Here is a 17,145-nt window from a genome sequence, read left to right as displayed (position 1 = left end):
CTACAGCGCAGACTCGGGCTGTGGCGAGGAGCCGTATGCACCCCAGATCGACTGGTCGTAGTTCACCATGGACCCCGTCATCAGACCTGACTCATCCGTCGACAGAAAGGCAACGGCGCGCGCAACCTCATGGGGGTCAATGAGACGGCCAAATGGTTGAACGGCCGACGCCTGTTTCAGCCAATCCGAGCTTGCACCATGATGCTCGATCTGAGTCCGGTCTTCGCCTTCGGTGGCCATCCATCCGATATTCAGCCCGTTGACGCGGATACGATTGCGCATGACGGCATAGGCCGTATTCTCCGTAAGTGTTGCCAGGGCGCCTTTTGACGAGCAATAGGCGGCGATGAACGGTTGGCCGGCTTTGGCCGACATCGAACCAATATTCACGATGTTGCCCGCGATCTTTTCACGGCGCATGATCTTGATCGTTTCCTGCATCAGGAAAAATGGGCCGCGAACGTTGACATTGAAGATCCTGTCGAACAATTCAGGCGACGTATCGAGGATCGTGCCGCGATCTGTTACTCCAGCGGCATTCACCAGTACGTCGACGCGGCCGAATTCTGCGTCGGCCTTTGCTATGACGGTCCGGCAATCTTCGACCTTGCCCAAATCGGCGGCGACAAACACAACCCTCGTGCCGGTTGCATCCTGAATTTCTCTGGCTTTCGTCTGGCCTTTTGCCGCCGAGCGGCCGCAAGTCACGATGCCGGATGCGCCACGATCGGCAAACAACCTCGCGATGGCTGCGCCGAGTCCCTGCGTGCCACCGGTAATGACCGCAATTTTTCCAGTCAGTCCGCTCATGACGATGTCCTTCGATTTGGTAACCGGCCGTAGCAATCAGACAACGAGGCGACGATCAGTTACGGGAGTAAGCCGCACCATGTCGGGGGTCGGGTGGCGAGAGCGCGGTTGAGCCGAAATCGCTTGCGGTACCCCGGTTGAAGCGGCCCGTTGAATGGCGAGCAGTGCGCGCATGTCCGCCAAGCCCTCGTCGCCATCCGCTTCAGGCGGCGTTCCCGATCTGATGCAGTCCGAGAAATACGCGACCTGCGCGCCAAAATGATCGATTTGCGGAAACCGGGTCTCGGCGATCTTTCCGTCACTGCGCAGCCGCAGCCGTGTCGCAGTCTCGAATCTGAAGCCAGGATCGAGCTCCAGGTCGCCCGTCGTTCCCACGACCCGATAATTGTCGACCGCCGCTGCCGCGAAGCTGGCGACGAATTGTGCGAGGCCGCCCGAGGGAAATCGCAACGTTGCAGCCACCGAGGCGTCCACCTCGCCAAAGCGCGGGTCGTCGACCGGCCGGTGCGCCGTCGCTATGGCTTCGATCGGCTCTTCCGCAAAGATGTGACGGGCGGCGTTGATGCAATAGACGCCGACGTCCTGAAGCGGGCCACCCCAGGCCGTCGCTTGCAACCGATGATTCCCCAGAGACGTCTGGAAGCTGAACACCGACTGAAAGAACAGCGGTCGGCCGATGGCGTTGGCGCGGATGTGTTCGAGAACGGCGACGGTTCCCGGTTCGTGGTGCAGCCGGTACGCGGTCATCAGAAACACGTTGGCGCTGCGCGCCGCGACGATCATGGCGAGCGCTTCGTCCTCGCTCACGGCGAGCGGCTTCTCGACCATGACGTGCTTGCCGGCGCGTGCGGCCCGAATGGCGTAATCGGCATGCATGTGGTTCGGCAGGGCGATGTAGACCGCGTCGATCCTGGGGCTGGCGATCAGGGCGTCGTAGCCGTCATAGCCGACAACCGAGCCAATGTCGTAAAAGTCCGCGAGGCGCGCTGCCTTGGCGCGGTCGCCGGTCACGATGGCCGCAACCCGCGAATTTCCCGACTGAACCACGCCGGGCAGGAACGCTTGCTGCGAAATCCAGCCGGCGCCGACGACGGCATAATTGATCATCAATTCTCTCCCTGATGTCGCCGATGGAATGCCTGAAAGGGGATGAAACGTCTCGCCTGTGGCTTGGCGTATGGGTTCAGTCGTACAACGAGGGACGTGACGGGTATTTCAACGTCGTCGCTTGGTTCTCGGTTAGACCTGCTGCGATCTGCTCGGCGATGGCAGAGGCGATATAGCCGTCCCAGGCACTCGCCCCAACCGGAGTTCCTGTCGTCACCGCGCCAATCCAGTCGGTCAATTGCCTGCGATAAGCGTCCGCAAACCGCGGAATCCAATTGCCGGGATAGGCGACTCCGCCAATGCGGTCCCTATTGCACATCGTGAGCGAGGGCAGCGCCAGCGCGATCGTTCCTTCCCGACCCACCAGTTCGGCATGGACATGATAGCCGTAGGCGGCGTTGATATTGACCTCGGTCGACACGATCTCGTCGCGGTCGGTCCGCATCGTGATCATCAGCGGTTCGCCGCCGGGCCCGCTGGCGACATGAGCCGAGACCATTTCCGATCCGGTCAGCCATCGGCTGATGTCGATCTCGTGCACGAATGAATTCGTCACCGCCATCGGTCCGGTAAACCACTCCGGCGCGCTGACGTTTCGGTGGACGTTGTGCAGCAAGACGGTTGCGCCCACAGCGCCTTCGTCCTTTATCCGCTTCATCTCCTGATAGCCGGGATCAAACCGCCGCATATAGCCGACCTGGATCAGCCTGCGCTTCAATGCGACTTCAGTCTGAACCACGCGCAGGGCTTCCGCCGCGGAGAAGGCCAGCGGCTTTTCGCACAGGACGGGCTTGCCCGCTTCCAGGCAGGCCAAGGTCATCTCCGCATGCGTCCCGTCCGGCGATGCGACGATCACCGCTTCAATGCGGTCTGAGGCGATCAGAGATCGAGGGTCAGGAAAGACAGTGGCGCCCGCCGCGGCCGCTTGCGCGCGGGCGGCGTCGGCGTCGAAGACCCCCGCCAGATGCGCGCCGGGGATCTCGCGGCTGACAAGGCGCGCATGTTCCGAACCCATCACGCCCGTTCCAATGACACCTACACCAACGCCCATTTCCTTGCTCCTTTAGGCTTCCGCGGCCCAACGCCTTCCGGATGCGTTCGATCCGCTCGCAGTCGTCCTCCCGGGCGAGCGCCGTGATGAGACCCCGCCTCACGCGGCGATCATGCGCACCCTACGACCCAAGCGATTCATCGAACGACCTCATAGCCAGCCAAGGCCATTACGCGCACCAGCTCCGCGTGTCCTCTTTTTGCCATTGCGAGCGGTGGATTGATCTTCGGATCCTGCTCGGCCTCGACGACGAACCAGCCCTCATAGCCATAGGAGGCCAGTCGTCCGACGATGGAGGCGAAGTCGAGCGAGCCGTCGCCAGGCACCGTGAAGGCGCCCTTGACGACCGCGTCGAGAAAACTCTCTCTGGTGCGGTCAAGCTTGCCGATCACATCCATGCGCACATCCTTGGTGTGAACATGCGTGATGCGCTTGTGGTGCTTGTCGATGACGCGCATGACGTCGCCGCCAGCAAAAGCCATGTGGCCTGCATCAAACAGCAGCGGGATGCCTTCGCCGGAATGTCTCATGAACATGTCGAGTTCCGGCTCGGTCTCGATCACAGCGGCCATATGGTGGTGATAGGATAGCGGCATGCCCTGCTCGGCGCACCATTCGCCAAACTTCGTCATCTTGTGGGCATAGACCTTGATTTCGGCCTCCGAAAGCTTGGGCTTCGTTGCCAGAGGCCTCGAACGATCGCCCTGAACAGTACGTGCGCATTCGCCGTAAACGATGCAGGGGGCGTTGACAGCCTTGAACAACGCCATTTGCTCGGTGACGCGTTGCTTTTCCTGTTCCAAATCGCCATCGAGCAACAGACCGGAGAACCAGCCGCCGCATACCTTCATTCTGTGGGCTTTCAGGACGGGGCCAAGCACGTTCGCGTCCATCGGAAAACGGCGGCCCGTCTCCATGCCGGTGAAACCGGCGTCGCTCGCCTGACGCAGACATTCTTCGAGCGAAACATCATCGCTCAGCTCCTCCAGGTCGTCATTCCACCACGCGATCGGAGCGATACCCAATTTCGCCTTCATAGGAGTCTCCGGGAGTTAAACCGCTTGTCACTTGCGCAAACGGCGCTAAACGCCGACACGCTGTTTTTTGCGGCCGTCCAGTTGGCCTTTCGAGGCCTCGAGAACGCCCTCGCGGGCGCTGACTTGCGGCACGCCGACATCCCACCAGGCATCGCCGGGCGTCCAGGTGAAAGCGTCGGAGACGATGGTCAACACCGTGGTACGATCGGTGCCCAAGGCCCAATCCATGGCAGCACCGAGATCGGCGAGACTTTCGACCTTCCGCACGAGCGCTCCCATAGATTCGGCGTGTTTGGCAAAGTCCACGGCGAACGGTTGCTTGACGCGGCAATCCTTGATCAGGTTGTTGAAGCTTGCGCCGCCCTTGCCGTTCTGCAGGCGATTGATCACGGCATAGCCGCCATTGTCGCAAACGATCACGATGATCTTGTGGCCGGTGAGAACGGTTGAATAGATATCCGAGTTCATCATCATGTAGGTACCGTCACCCACCATGACGATCGGGACGCGGGTTGGGTCCGCCATGGCCGCGCCCCATCCAGCCGCGATTTCATAGCCCATGCAGGAGAAACCGAATTCGCAGTCGAAAGTATTGGGCGTTTTGACGCGCCAGTTCTTCATCACTTCGCCGGGCAGGCCGCCGGCGGCAGCTATGAGATAGTCGCGCTCGCCGGCATGCGAACTGACGATGCCAACCACCTGCGCATAGGTTGGAATGGGTTCGTTCGTGGGTCTCTGATAGGAATCGAGCGCAGCGTTCCATTTCGCAAACTCGGATTTGCCGTGATTGGTCCATGTCACGTCGGACTTCCACCCTTTGAGGGAAGCTGCCAGTTCAGCAACGGTCTCGCGTGCGTCGCCGATCACCGCGAGGGCTTGATGCTTGGTTGCGTCGAAGCGCGCTGCGTTGATCGAGACGAATTTCGCGTCCGGCGCGAAGCAAGTCCATGATCCCGTGGTAAAATCCATCAAGCGGGTGCCGATAGCCAGAATGATATCGGCTTCAGCTGCGAGAGCATTGGCCGAGGTCGAGCCAACGATGCCGATCGGACCGATATGAGCTGGGTGATGGTGCGTGAACGCACCTTTGCCCGCGATGGTTTCGGCAACCGGAATGCCGTGCTCCGTTGCAAAAGCGCCGAGAACTTCTTCGGCGCCGGAATAGCGCACGCCTCCGCCTGAAATGATCAGCGGTCGTTTGGCGCTCTTGAGAATTTCGAGCGCCTGAGCCAGACGATCCTTGTCGGCGCGCGGACGTGCAATGGCATGGACGGTTGGCTTGAAAAAGGCTTCCGGGTAGTCCCAGGCCATTTCCTGCACGTCCTGCGGCAGCGCGATGAAAGCCGGGCCGCAATCCGCCGGATCGAGCAGGACAGCGACAGCCTGCGGCAGCGACGAGATGATCTGTTCCGGGTGGGTAATGCGATCCCAATAACGCGTCACGGCACGAAAGGCGTCATTGACATTGATCGAAGGGTCACCGAAGTGCTCGACCTGTTGCATGACCGGATCGGGGCGGCGATTGACGAATGTATCACCGGACAGCAGCAAGACCGGCAGGCGGTTGGAATGGGCAACTCCGGCGGCAGTTACCATGTTCAGTGCGCCGGGACCGATCGAGGAGGTGGCGACCATGACCTGGCGGCGGCGTTTGGCCTTGGCGAAGCCTATGGCGGCAAGCGCCATCGATTGCTCATTCTGACCGCGCCAGGTCGGCAGAGTATCTTTTACGGCTTCCAAGGCTTCCGACAGGCAGGTGACATTGCCATGGCCAAAAATGGCAAAGACGCCGGGAAAAAGCATCTCCTTTCTGCCATCAATGATCGTAAACTGATTGCACAGATAGCGAACCAGGGCCTGCGCCATGGTGCAGCGAACCGTCGACATGCGCGTTCCTCCCGAAATTCTCGATCACCTTCGATGGTGCATATTCGGTTTCGGGAATATTTATTGTCATTTCGTGCTTTTAGCAAGATAAATTGCTAAAACGCCGGAGCGCTCAATATCATCGCCTGGAAGAATGCCTTTGCTGCCGTGTTTGCGCGACAGTTCGATTGCGCGCCATCTCGGTCACCGTCGGAATTCGTGGCGTCGAGTCCCGGCCTGGCTGAAGCAGGGCGGCCGTTGCCATCGCAATACACTGGACCAAGCACATCGGTGCCGCGAGCGACCTGGAGAACAGATATTCGTCCTCCGGAATCGTGAAGAGTGTCCGGGCGTCTTTTGCGAGGGGCGACAATTGGCTGTCGGTAATGGCTATGATGTAAGTTCCGTTGGCTACGGCCACCTCGGATATGACGACGACTTCTTTTGCATAATGTCGAAATGCGATTGCGATCAGGACGTCGCGGTCGGTCATGGTCGTCGCCATTTCCTGCGCCAGGCCACCGGCAGGATCGAGAAGGACGACACGGCGGCGCAGCATCGTCAGAAGATACCTGAGCAACGATGCAATAGGTTCGGATCGGAGTTGTCCGGCAATGTAAATCGTTTCCGCCTGCACGAGCAGCTTGGCGGTGTCGGCGAGGGTTTTTTCCGATATGACTTCGAGAAGATCTTGAAGTGCCGCCATGTCGCGCACGACCAGATCCCGCAAATAGCCGAGACTGCCGTGGTCCTTATTTCGTGAAAGTTCACTTTCGAGAGCGCTGATGCGCTCCCGAAATCCGGGGGCGGCAGTGGCAAGTCTGGTTTGAAAAACAGATTGCAGCTGTTTGAAGCCGGAGTAGCCGAGGCTCTGCGCGAAGCGGACGAGGCTCGATGGATGAGTCCGGCATTTGGCGGCGACGGCATTGATCGATTCGAGTGCCACCACATTCGGATTCTGCGTCAGGAATCTCGCGATCTGCTGAAATCCGGTCGATAAGTTTGGGTATTCGCGAGTGATCAGATTGACGATCCCCTCATAATTTTTCGGGATTGTTGCTGCTGGTCCGCTGCGCTTGGTTGGCATTCTCATTCCTCGCCTGCGATTTCCATCACCCGCCTGAAAATCATTTCTTTGGCGTATCTCGGAATCCGCGTGGTTCATCAGTGTCAAAAAAGTTCATTTGCCGATCGTGAAATTATTGTTGCAAAAGTAGAATTAAGCAACGATAATTGTTTAGGGCGTATGGAATGCGCCGACAACAGAATTCGAAATGAGGAAACGTCGCTGAAGTCGCAAGAGCGGATTTGCTCGCTGTAAGAACAGTAGACCCGCATAGGCGGTTGCGATCACGGGAGGTAGGCCTGACAGATAGATTCATCGCGTCCCGACCTTGCGCCAACGTGTCGGCTCCTGAGCTTCAATAGCCGCGGAACGTTGTGCAGGACGAGGTTACCCGCGTCACACCAGTGTCCTTTGCGTCAGCGCATCAATGCGGGTTTGGCGAAGGAAGTCGCTCAACCCCAGGATAGGCCGGAGTTTCCTACATGTTGCGAGTTGCGGTTCTTGGCGCTGGGCGAATTGGGAAAATCCATGCGGCCAACGTGGCGGGAAATCCCAAGGCAAAGCTTGTGACAGTTGCCGATCCATACGGCACTGCAGCTAAGGAGTTGGCGGATCGCCTCGGTTGCGAGGCCTCGCTTGATCCCGGCGCGGCGATCGAGCGAGGCGATGTCGATGCCGTCATCATCGGCACGCCGACGGATACTCATGTCAGCTTGATGCTGCATGCAGTGCGGAACGGAAAGGCCGTACTTTGCGAGAAGCCGATCGACCTCGACATCACCAAAGTGGACGCTGCTGTCCTTGAGGTCGAGCGGCTCAACGGCCGCGTCATGGTGGCATTCAACCGCCGCTTCGATCCAAGCGCCCGACAGCTCCGCAGATCGATCGATGACGGTGAAATCGGCGATGTGCGGCAGGTCATCATCAGCAGCCGGGACCCGGGAATGCCGCCGCGCGAGTACGTACGTCACTCCGGCGGAATCTTTCGCGATATGGTGATTCACGATTTCGACATGGCGCGCTGGCTGCTCGGCGAAGAGCCGATCGAGGTCATGGCGACGGCGAGCCGACTTGTCGATCCGGGATTGGCTGAGTTCGACGATTTCGACACGCTCATGGTTCAGATGCGCACGGCTTCGGGTCGGCAATGTCATATCAACTGCTGCCGCGAAGCGGTCTATGGCTATGATCAACGGATGGAAATCTTTGGATCGACTGGAATGCTGCTGAACGAGAATCTGCGGCCGACCACGGTCCGGCGTTGGGGTAAGGCCGGGACAGAAGCGCGCGACCCGCTCCTGAATTTCTTTCTGGAGCGATATGCCGAGGCCTACAAGGCGGAATTCGATCAATTTGCCGATGCGCTCGAAAGCGGTTCGCCACTGCCTACGACCCCGCATGACGGGCGCCAGGCGCTTCGTTTGGCCGACTGCGCTCTTGAGTCCGCCCTGACGGGCCGAGCCGTCAAAGTTTGATCAGAATGGGATCGGGACGACATGCGGGATATTGGCGTAGGCGTCATTGGCACCGGCTTCATGGGCAAGGCCCATAGCTTTGCCTATCGGGCCGTTGCCGGCATTTTTCCGGACAGTCTGCGTCCGGTTCTGCAGTCGGTTGCAGATATCAATGGAGAAGCCGCAGAGCAGGCCGCCAAACAATTCGGTTTTCGCCGCTGGCGAACCGATTGGCGGGCGCTCGTAGACGACCAGGATATCGAGGTCGTCTCGATCACGGCGCCAAATGCCGTTCACCGCGAAATGGCGCTCGCGGCCATAGCGGCGGGCAAGCACGTCCATTGCGAGAAGCCGATCGCGCCAAATGCCGATGCGGCAAAGGATATGATGGAGGCCGCTGAAGCAGCCGGCGTCGTGACGCAAGTTGGTTATAACTACATCAAAAATCCGATCCTGAAACTTGCCCGCTCCATGGTTGCGGCCGGAGAACTCGGAGAAATCACCGGCTTTCGCGGCATTCACGCCGAAGATTACATGGCGGATCCGGAAGCTCCCTACAACTGGCGCCTGGATGCCAGCGGTGGAGCGGGTGCGATCGCCGATATCGGCAGCCATATTATCGGAATGGCCCGTTTTCTTCTCGGCCCCATCAGCCACGTCGACGCTGATTTGGAAACCGTCGTCAAAAGCCGCCCCGTTCGCGCCGGTTCATCGGAACGCCGCGCCGTCGAAGTCGATGATATTGCGCGCCTCGCCGTGAGATTTGAGCGGGGATGCCGCGGAACGATTGAAGCAAACTGGGTGGCGACAGGACGAAAAATGCAGCTCGGGTTTGAATTGACCGGCGCAAAGGGGTCTCTTGTCTATACGCAAGAACGCCTCAATGAGCTGCTACAATACCGTACCGACGGCGACCCACGCCACAGCGGTTATACGCGCATCGAGGCAGGGCCCCAGCATCATCCCTATGGGCTGTTTTGCGTCGCGCCGGGTCACCAACTTGGCTTCAACGATCTCAAGACGATCGAGGTTGCGGAATTCCTGGAAGCGATTGCTGGTGGAGAGAGGCGCGGGCCGGATTTTCGCGAAGCCTGGGAAATTCAGAAGATCATCGATACGGCGGTTCGATCATCCAAATCGCGGACGTGGCAAGCGATCGAGTAGACGCGGCGACCATTGCCGCTGGAATGCCAGGGGCAACCCCGGCTATGATAAGATAGTCGAACTTGAAGCAGCCGGAAGAGCTGCATGACAGGGGAGGTGCTGCAGTGGCTCTGCTTGAAGTTCGTAACGTATCGAAGAGTTTTGGCGCTATTCACGCGGTCAACGACATCAGCTGGTCGGTCGAGCCCGGCGAGGTCGTTGGGTTGATGGGCGACAACGGTGCCGGCAAGTCCACTCTGGTCAAGCTGATTGCCGGGAATTTTCCGCCAACCGATGGCGAAGTTCTTGTCGACGGCGAGGTCTGCCATTTCCATAAGCCCATCCAGGCGCGCGCCAAGGGCATCGAGGTCGTCTACCAGGATCTCGCGCTTGCGGACAATCTCACGGCCGCGCAGAACGTGTTCCTGGGCCGCGAGCTGAACAAGGGGTTTTGGCCCTTTCGGGTACTCAACAAGCAGGCGATGGTCGACCGCTCGGCGAAATTGTTCGACGAGCTGAAATCCGAAACGCGGCCGCGCGATCTGGTCAGGAAAATGTCGGGCGGCCAGCGCCAGGCGGTGGCCATCGCCCGCACCCGGCTTTCCAACGCGAAGCTTGTCCTGATGGACGAGCCGACCGCCGCCATCTCGGTGCGCCAGGTCGCCGAGGTGCTCGAGCTCATCCGCCGTCTGAAGCACCAGGGGGTGGCGGTTATTCTCATCAGCCATCGTATGCCGGACGTGTTCGCGGTGAGCGACCGCATCATTGTCATGCGGCGCGGTACCAAAGTGGCCGACAAGGCAACCACATCGACCTCGCCGGAGGAAATCACCGGCCTGATTACGGGAGCGATCCGTGCAGCATGATCTCGTCAAGGCGGCCGACCCAGGTCATGCCGCAATTTCAGATGTTGCGGAGAACAAGGAGCAGACTTTCGCTGCGCGTGTCTTCGCGAGCCAGCCATTCTGGGTGACGATCGCGCTTATCGCGCTGGTCGTGATCATGGCCATCAACGAACCGAGCTTCGGCACCGTCGAAAATGCCGCCAACGTCACGCGCAACTTCGCGCCGATCGGAATCATGGCAATGGGGATGACCGTGGTCATCATCACCGGCGGCATTGACCTCTCTGTAGGGTCCGTGATGGGCCTGGTGGCGATTGTCGCGGGCCTGTTCCTGACCTGGCACTATCCCTGGTATCTCGCCTTCGCGATGGGGATGATTGCCGGGATTGCTTGCGGCGCGGTCAACGGCTTTTTCGTGGCCTATGTCGGTATGCCTTCCTTCGTCGTGACACTTGGCATGCTGTCAATCGCACGGTCGCTTGCGGTGGTGTTTTCGGCCAACCAGATGCTCTATCAGTTCGGACCGGACGCGCCCATCGTTAGAGCCATCGGTCAGGCGAAATGGCCCTTGCGCGCGCCGGCCGGTTGGGCGCCGCAGTGGATGCCCGAATTGTCCTCGCATTTCTGGGTCATGGTCGGACTCGCCCTCATCGTCGGCTACGTGTTCAACTCCAAAGCCTGGGGCCGCCATCTCTTTGCAATAGGTGGCAACGAGCAGGCTGCCCGGCTCACCGGTGTTCCCGTCGATTGGATCAAATTTCAAGCCTATGTTTTTTCCGCATTCACCGCGTCGTTAGCCTCGCTTCTGCTGCTCGGTTACAACGGCTCGGCCATCAACGCCATGGGACAGGGCTACGAGCTGCGCGTCATCGCGGCGACCGTGATCGGCGGGGCGAACCTGATGGGTGGGGCGGGTACTGCCTTCGGGGCTTTCATCGGTTCGGCTTTTCTCGAGGTCATTCGCAATGCCTTGTTGATGGCGGGCATCGATTCCAATTGGCAGGGCGCATTTGTCGGCGCCTTCATCATTCTAGCGGTGCTTCTCGGCATGCAAACCGGAGGCAAGGCGATCGTTGCGGCAATTTTGGAGCGGTTGTTGCCGAAGAAGCATCGTTAGAAACCGAATTCACTGCGGGCAATCAGTGAAGGTCAATGAGGAGGAAACGAGATGAAAAGATTTCTTTTAAGCACGGCTTTTGCTTTCGGCGCGATGTCGATAGCGATGTCCGGCGCCCAGGCGAAGGATGTCTTCGCTTTGGTGCCAAAGAACATGAACAACCCGTTCTTCGATCAGGCCCGCGACGGCTGCAAGAAGGCCGAAGCAGAATCAAAAGGTGCCTTTGAATGCATGTATATCGGCCCTGGTGAGCACGGCGGCGGCGAGGAGCAAGTGCAAATCCTGCAGGATTTGATTGCCAAGAAGGTGAACGGCATTGCCGTATCGCCATCCAATGCCGCAGCCGTCGCCGTGGCGTTACAAGCTGCCAAGCAGGCCGGTATTCCCGTTCTTACCTGGGACTCCGATCTGCTGCCTGACAGCAAGAGCCTGCGCGTTGCTTATATCGGCACCCACAATTACGAGATCGGCGTGAACCTCGCCAAACTCGCGATGCAGATCAAGCCGAACGGCGGCACCGTGTGCATCCAGTCGGGCGGCGCCGCTGCCGCTAACCACAATGAACGGATGCAGGGAATTCGCGACACATTGTCGGGCAAGAAATCGGCCGCTTCTCCTGGCGACCGCTTGACCGGCCAGAACGGGTGGACCGAGATTCAGGGGTGTCCGCTTTATACCAATGACGACTTCCCGGTATCTGTGCAGCAGTTCACCGACACTATGGCGAAGAACCCGAAACTCGATGCCTTCATCCCGACCGGTGGTTTCCCGCAGTTCATTCCCGACGCAAACCGCGCCGCGGTGGCACCGTATAAGGACAAGATTGCCTCGAAAGCACTTGCCCTCGTGGTGGCGGACACACTGCCGGTGCAGATCGATCAGATGAAGGAGGGCCTGTCACTCGGCCAGGTCGGCCAGCGGCCGTTCGAAATGGGTTACAAGACGATGTTGGCGCTGGAAGCGATGAAATCGGGCAAGCCCGCGCCTGCGGATCCGACTTACACCGGTCTCGATGTCTGCACGCCCGCGACCGTCGCCACCTGTATCGGCAAGTAAGTCTGTCCAATGCGACGGATGGGGCGGGAGGCAACTCCGGCCCCATGGTTTTGTCGCGGCCAAGACGTGAACTCGCTTTTTGCATCCGGGGGTGTCAGTCAAGTCAAAAAAGTATCACGATTGGCCGCCAAATGTGGTGGTACGCGTCTATTTCGTGACCTACCGTGGCGGTCAAGCAAGAGCCGGTATCAAGAAAATCGGCCAGCTGGGAACGAGGTCGTTGCGGATATTTTGCCCGCGACCGGGAGGAAGGACATGGAGCCGGATCTTGAACTGGTCCAGATAAGGCCGGGGGAGTCGTTCGCCGCCTGGTCGCACGGTTATCCTTTCCGCACCGTACGATGGCATTTTCACCCGGAATATGAGCTGCACATGGTGGCGGCGACCACCGGCCGCTATTTCGTCGGCGATTTCATCGGCGATTTCGCGCCCGGCAACCTCGTGCTGACCGGGCCCAATCTGCCGCACAACTGGGTCAGCGACATTCCGCCGGGGACCAGCATTCCGCTGCGTTGCCGCATTATCCAGTTCAGCGAGGAGTTCATCGACGGCGCCATCAAGGCCCTGCCGGAACTCGCGGCGCTGCAGCCGGTGCTGGAATCGTCGCGGCGAGGTGTGCTGTTCAGCAGCGAAACCAGCCAGCGGCTGTTGCCGCTGCTCGAAGAGACGATGCAAGCCAATGGCATGCGCCGCATCGAGCTGTTCATGCTGATCGCCGGCGTGTTGAGCCGGGCACGGGGATCGCGCGTGCTGGCCAGCGCTAGCTATCTGCCCGATCCGTCCGGCTATATGTCCGCGGGCATCAATAAGGCGCTCGCTTATCTCCGCAAGCATCTGACCAAGCCGTTCAGCGAGATGGATCTCGCCGAGATCGCAGGCCAGACCACAAGCGCCTTCTCGCGTGCGTTCCGCCAGCACACCGGCATGTCGCTGACGCAATATGTCAAACGGCTGCGCATCAATCTTGCCTGCCAAATTCTGATGAGCGACGAGCAGGCTTCGATCGCAAGCATCTGCTATGAAGTCGGCTACAACAACATGTCGAATTTCAACCGACAGTTCCTCGCCGAAAAGGGAATGACGCCATCACAGTTTCGGCGGTTGCTGTTCGACAACATCAACGCGCCCAAAGCTGCATGAGAAAGCACCACGGCATAATCGCGTAGCTGCAAGCGCGGGAGGGAACGCAACATCGACAAATCACGGCCGACCGGCTTCCACCGGTTGCGCCAACGAAGACTGTTGTGTTCAGCGATAGACAAAAAGAAGCGGGATCGTCCGGGATCGCCGGCGCCAACCCTACGCATTCAAAAGGCAACCGGAAAGGTTGCTCTTACACTAGGGAGAAGACCATATGACACGATCATCATTGAACGCGGTTGGGGTGGCGGCGCTAGCCTTGGGCGTCCTGACTGGAGGCTCCGCTTTCGGTCAGAATGCCAAGGTGTCAGGAGCGACCGTCGCCTTTCTGATGCCGGACCAGGCATCGACCCGTTACGAAGAACACGATCACCCCGGTTTCGTGGCTGAAATGAGCAAGCTGTGCCCGACCTGCAAGGTGCTCTATCAGAATGCCGACGCCAATGCGTCGCGCCAGCAGCAGCAGTTCAATTCTGTTATTTCGCAAGGCGCCAAGGTGATTGTCATCGATCCCGTCGATTCCACCGCCGCAGCGTCGCTGGTGAAGCAGGCGCAGGGCCAGGGCGTGAAGGTCATTGCCTATGACCGGCCGATCCCCTCCACGCCAGCGGACTTCTACGTGTCCTTCGACAACAAGGCGATCGGCAAGGCGATCGCCAAATCGCTGGTCGACCATCTCAAGGCGACCAAAGTGCCGGCCGACGATGTCGGCGTGCTGGAGATCAACGGCTCACCGACCGATGCCGCGGCCGGGCTGATCAGGGACGGCATCCACGACGGTCTGGCCGGCAGCGGGTACAAGACGCTCGCAGAGTACGACACGCCGGATTGGGCGCCGCCGAAGGCACAGCAGTGGGCGAGCGGCCAGATCACCCGTTTCGGAAAGAAGATCGTGGGCGTTGTTGCTGCCAACGACGGTACCGGCGGCGCCGCGATTGCGGCGCTCAAGGCCGCCGGCGTCAATCCGGTGCCGCCGGTCACGGGCAACGACGCCACGATCGCCGGCCTTCAACTCATCATCGCCGGCGACCAATACAACACCATCAACAAGCCAAGCGAGATCGTCGCCGCCGCAGCGGCCAATGTGGCCGTCCAATTGCTGGCGGGGGAGAAGCCAAAATCTGAGACGACGCTATTCAACACGCCATCGCAGCTGTTCACGCCGACGCTGGTCACGGCCGACAACCTCAAGGCAGAGATCGTAGACAAGCGGATCAACGGCAAGCCGATCCAGACTTCCGAAGTGCTCTGCGCGGGCCGCTATACCGAAGGCTGCAAGAAACTCGGCATTACGAAGTAGAATTTCGGCAAGGTATCATTTGGCCAGGCGATGCGGTTCGGTTCGCCGCATGGCCGGGACGATCACGGAACGCCCGCATGACCGACCCGGTATCCCAATCCAATTCGCGGAACGGCTTAGTGCTCAGCCTGCGCGGCATTTCGAAGAGCTTCGGCGCCGTCTCCGCCTTGACCAAAATCGATCTGGATGTGCACGCCGGCGAGGTCGTCGCGCTAGTCGGCGACAATGGCGCCGGCAAGTCGACCCTGGTGAAGATCCTCGCCGGCGTTCATCTGCCGGATTCGGGCACGATCACCTTCTGCGGTGAAATCGTCGTCCTCGACGATCCGGCCGCGTCGCTGCGGCTCGGAATCGCGACCGTATTCCAGGACCTGGCGCTGTGCGAGAATCTCGATGTCGTCGCTAACATTTTCCTCGGACGGGAACTTGATCCATGGCGTCTCGACGAGGTGGCGATGGAGATTCGGGCCTGGACCTTGCTCAACGAACTGTCGGCGCGCATCCCTAGTGTTCGCGAGCCGGTGGCATCGCTTTCCGGCGGCCAGCGCCAGACGGTTGCGATCGCCCGTTCGCTGCTGCTCGAGCCGAAGCTGATCCTGCTCGACGAACCAACGGCTGCGCTTGGCGTGGCGCAGACCGCCGAGGTGCTGGATTTGATCGAGCGCGTCCGCGATCGTGGTCTCGCCGTGGTGATGATCAGCCACAATATGGAAGACGTCCGCGCGGTCGCGGACCGGATCGTGGTGCTGCGGCTCGGACGCAACAACGGCATCTTCCATCCCGACGCTTCCAACCAGGAGCTCGTGAGCGCCATCACGGGGGCCTCGAACAATGCCGTGTCCCGCCGCGCGGAGCGGCGACAGGGCTCACGCGAACATTCAGGGGAGCCGCGGCCGTGAACGGCGACAAGGAACGTCGCGCAACGTCGGCGCCGCTCGATCGCGCGGACGAGCGGATTCGCCATGATGCGGGTCTTGCCGGCGCCACGCGCGCCTTCCTGGACCGGGTCCGCTCCGGCGATCTCGGTGCGCTTCCGGTCGTGATAGGGCTCGTGATCATCTGCACGGCGTTCCAGAGCCTCAATCCCGTGTTCCTGTCGAGCAACAATCTCGTCAACCTGCTGTTCGACTGTTCGACTGTGGGGGTGATCGCGCTTGGGATTGTCTGCGTGCTGATGGTCGGTGAAATCGATCTGTCGGTCGGCTCGGTCAGCGGTTTCGCTTCGGCCGTGGTCGGCGTGCTCTGGGTCAACATGGAATGGCCCGCATGGCTCGCGATTTTCGCGGGCCTCGTCGTCGGCGGAGCCATTGGCGCACTCTACGCGGTGTTGTTTAACCGCTTTGGGATGCCAAGCTTCGTCTCGACACTGGCCGGCCTGCTCGCGGTTCTGGGCTTGCAGCTTTATCTTCTGGGCTCGACGGGCTCGATCAATCTGCCGTATGGCTCGCCGCTTGTGAATTTTGGCCAGACGCTGGTGATGTCGCCTGCTGTCGCCTACACGCTGGCTGCGGTGACCGGCGCGGTGATCTTCGCAACGGCCTTTCGAACGGCTGCCCGCCGCAAGCGGGCTGGTCTGTCGGCGAGATCGCTGGGCAGCCTGTTGCTTCGCGGCATCGTGATCACGATCGTCCTCGAGCTCGTCGTTTATTATCTCAACCAGGATCGCGGCGTGCCCTGGATGTTCGGTTTGTTCGTAGCCCTGGTCGTCGCGATGAACTATGCGTTGACCCGAACGAAGTGGGGACGCTCGATGAATGCCGTCGGCGGCAACCGGGAGGCGGCGCGCCGCGCCGGAATCAACGTGCGTCGGACCCACATGACGGCCTTCGTGCTATGCGCGACCTTCGCGGCCGCTGGCGGCATCCTTTCGGCGGCGCGCCTCGCGTCCGCGAGCCAGCAGGCCGGCACCGGCGATGTCAATCTCAACGCCATCGCTGCCGCCGTGATCGGTGGAACCAGCCTGTTCGGCGGTCGCGGCAGCGCTTATTCCGCGTTGCTTGGCATCATCGTAATTCAATCGATTGCAAGTGGTCTGACGCTGCTCGATCTATCATCTTCGCTCCGGTACATGATCACCGGTGCCGTGCTGGCCGTTGCCGTCATCGTCGATTCGCTGGCCCGCCGCTCGCGCATGTCCCATGGCCGGGCCTGAA

The 17,145-nt window shown here is 60.2% G+C and carries 15 protein-coding genes; 9 read left to right on the top strand and 6 right to left on the bottom strand.

Translation table 11 applies throughout. The features are described from left to right. From FXB38_RS02380 to FXB38_RS02355, 6 genes are all read right to left on the bottom strand, one after another. Window positions 1-810 carry an SDR family oxidoreductase gene (locus tag FXB38_RS02380; protein WP_148749169.1) on the bottom strand — a complete coding sequence of 270 codons (810 nt, stop codon included), beginning with the start codon at window positions 808-810 and terminating at the stop codon, window positions 1-3. Window positions 811-846: 36 nt separating this feature from the next. Then, window positions 847-1,917 (bottom strand): Gfo/Idh/MocA family protein, encoded by a 1,071-nt coding sequence (locus FXB38_RS02375; RefSeq protein WP_246229608.1) that lies wholly within the window; start codon window positions 1,915-1,917, stop codon window positions 847-849. 76 nt (window positions 1,918-1,993) lie between these two features. Then, a complete protein-coding gene (locus FXB38_RS02370) occupies window positions 1,994-2,968 on the bottom strand; it encodes a Gfo/Idh/MocA family oxidoreductase (protein WP_148749167.1) in 975 nt (324 codons plus the stop codon). Window positions 2,969-3,105: 137 nt separating this feature from the next. Then, window positions 3,106-4,005 (bottom strand): myo-inosose-2 dehydratase, encoded by a 900-nt coding sequence (gene iolE / locus FXB38_RS02365; RefSeq protein ID WP_148749166.1) that lies wholly within the window; start codon window positions 4,003-4,005, stop codon window positions 3,106-3,108. A gap of 45 nt (window positions 4,006-4,050) precedes the next feature. Then, on the bottom strand, window positions 4,051-5,892 hold the full coding sequence (iolD, locus tag FXB38_RS02360) for a 3D-(3,5/4)-trihydroxycyclohexane-1,2-dione acylhydrolase (decyclizing) (protein WP_148749165.1): 1,842 nt from the start codon (window positions 5,890-5,892) through the stop codon (window positions 4,051-4,053). 118 nt (window positions 5,893-6,010) lie between these two features. Continuing rightward, the gene (locus tag FXB38_RS02355; protein ID WP_148749164.1) at window positions 6,011-6,958 is read right to left on the bottom strand and encodes a MurR/RpiR family transcriptional regulator; all 948 of its coding nucleotides are present in this window, start codon (window positions 6,956-6,958) and stop codon (window positions 6,011-6,013) included. A 461-nt stretch (window positions 6,959-7,419) separates the two neighbouring features. Here FXB38_RS02355 and iolG point away from each other — a divergent pair, with 461 nt between their 5' ends. The 9 genes from iolG to FXB38_RS02310 all read left to right on the top strand — a co-directional run bounded on the left by iolG (window position 7,420) and on the right by FXB38_RS02310 (window position 17,144). Further along, complete coding sequence (gene iolG / locus FXB38_RS02350) at window positions 7,420-8,412, top strand: inositol 2-dehydrogenase (RefSeq protein WP_148749163.1); 993 nt, start codon at window positions 7,420-7,422, stop codon at window positions 8,410-8,412. A 21-nt stretch (window positions 8,413-8,433) separates the two neighbouring features. After that, window positions 8,434-9,555, top strand: a complete 1,122-nt coding sequence (locus tag FXB38_RS02345) for a Gfo/Idh/MocA family protein (RefSeq protein ID WP_148749162.1) — start codon at window positions 8,434-8,436, stop codon at window positions 9,553-9,555. A 104-nt stretch (window positions 9,556-9,659) separates the two neighbouring features. Further along, window positions 9,660-10,400, top strand: a complete 741-nt coding sequence (locus FXB38_RS02340; protein WP_148749222.1) for an ATP-binding cassette domain-containing protein — start codon at window positions 9,660-9,662, stop codon at window positions 10,398-10,400. A 136-nt stretch (window positions 10,401-10,536) separates the two neighbouring features. Further along, window positions 10,537-11,496, top strand: a complete 960-nt coding sequence (locus FXB38_RS02335) for an ABC transporter permease (protein WP_347340217.1) — start codon at window positions 10,537-10,539, stop codon at window positions 11,494-11,496. Between the two features lie 51 nt (window positions 11,497-11,547). Beyond that, the gene (locus FXB38_RS02330; protein WP_148749160.1) at window positions 11,548-12,552 is read left to right on the top strand and encodes a substrate-binding domain-containing protein; all 1,005 of its coding nucleotides are present in this window, start codon (window positions 11,548-11,550) and stop codon (window positions 12,550-12,552) included. Window positions 12,553-12,807: 255 nt separating this feature from the next. Next, window positions 12,808-13,692 (top strand): AraC family transcriptional regulator, encoded by an 885-nt coding sequence (locus tag FXB38_RS02325; RefSeq protein WP_148749221.1) that lies wholly within the window; start codon window positions 12,808-12,810, stop codon window positions 13,690-13,692. A 214-nt stretch (window positions 13,693-13,906) separates the two neighbouring features. Beyond that, entirely contained in the window at window positions 13,907-14,992 is a 1,086-nt protein-coding gene (locus FXB38_RS02320; RefSeq protein ID WP_148749159.1) for an ABC transporter substrate-binding protein, read from the top strand. Window positions 14,993-15,069: 77 nt separating this feature from the next. Continuing rightward, the gene (locus tag FXB38_RS02315; RefSeq protein ID WP_148749158.1) at window positions 15,070-15,891 is read left to right on the top strand and encodes an ATP-binding cassette domain-containing protein; all 822 of its coding nucleotides are present in this window, start codon (window positions 15,070-15,072) and stop codon (window positions 15,889-15,891) included. Further along, the gene (locus FXB38_RS02310; protein WP_148749157.1) at window positions 15,888-17,144 is read left to right on the top strand and encodes a sugar ABC transporter permease; all 1,257 of its coding nucleotides are present in this window, start codon (window positions 15,888-15,890) and stop codon (window positions 17,142-17,144) included. The genes FXB38_RS02315 and FXB38_RS02310 overlap by 4 nt, the downstream gene beginning before the upstream one ends. Window position 17,145 lies beyond the last annotated feature (1 nt).

Source organism: Bradyrhizobium cytisi (assembly GCF_008123515.1).
Lineage (GTDB): Bacteria > Pseudomonadota > Alphaproteobacteria > Rhizobiales > Xanthobacteraceae > Bradyrhizobium > Bradyrhizobium cytisi.
Note: the sequence above shows the minus strand (reverse complement) of the source record. Positions and strands in the feature narration are given on the sequence as shown.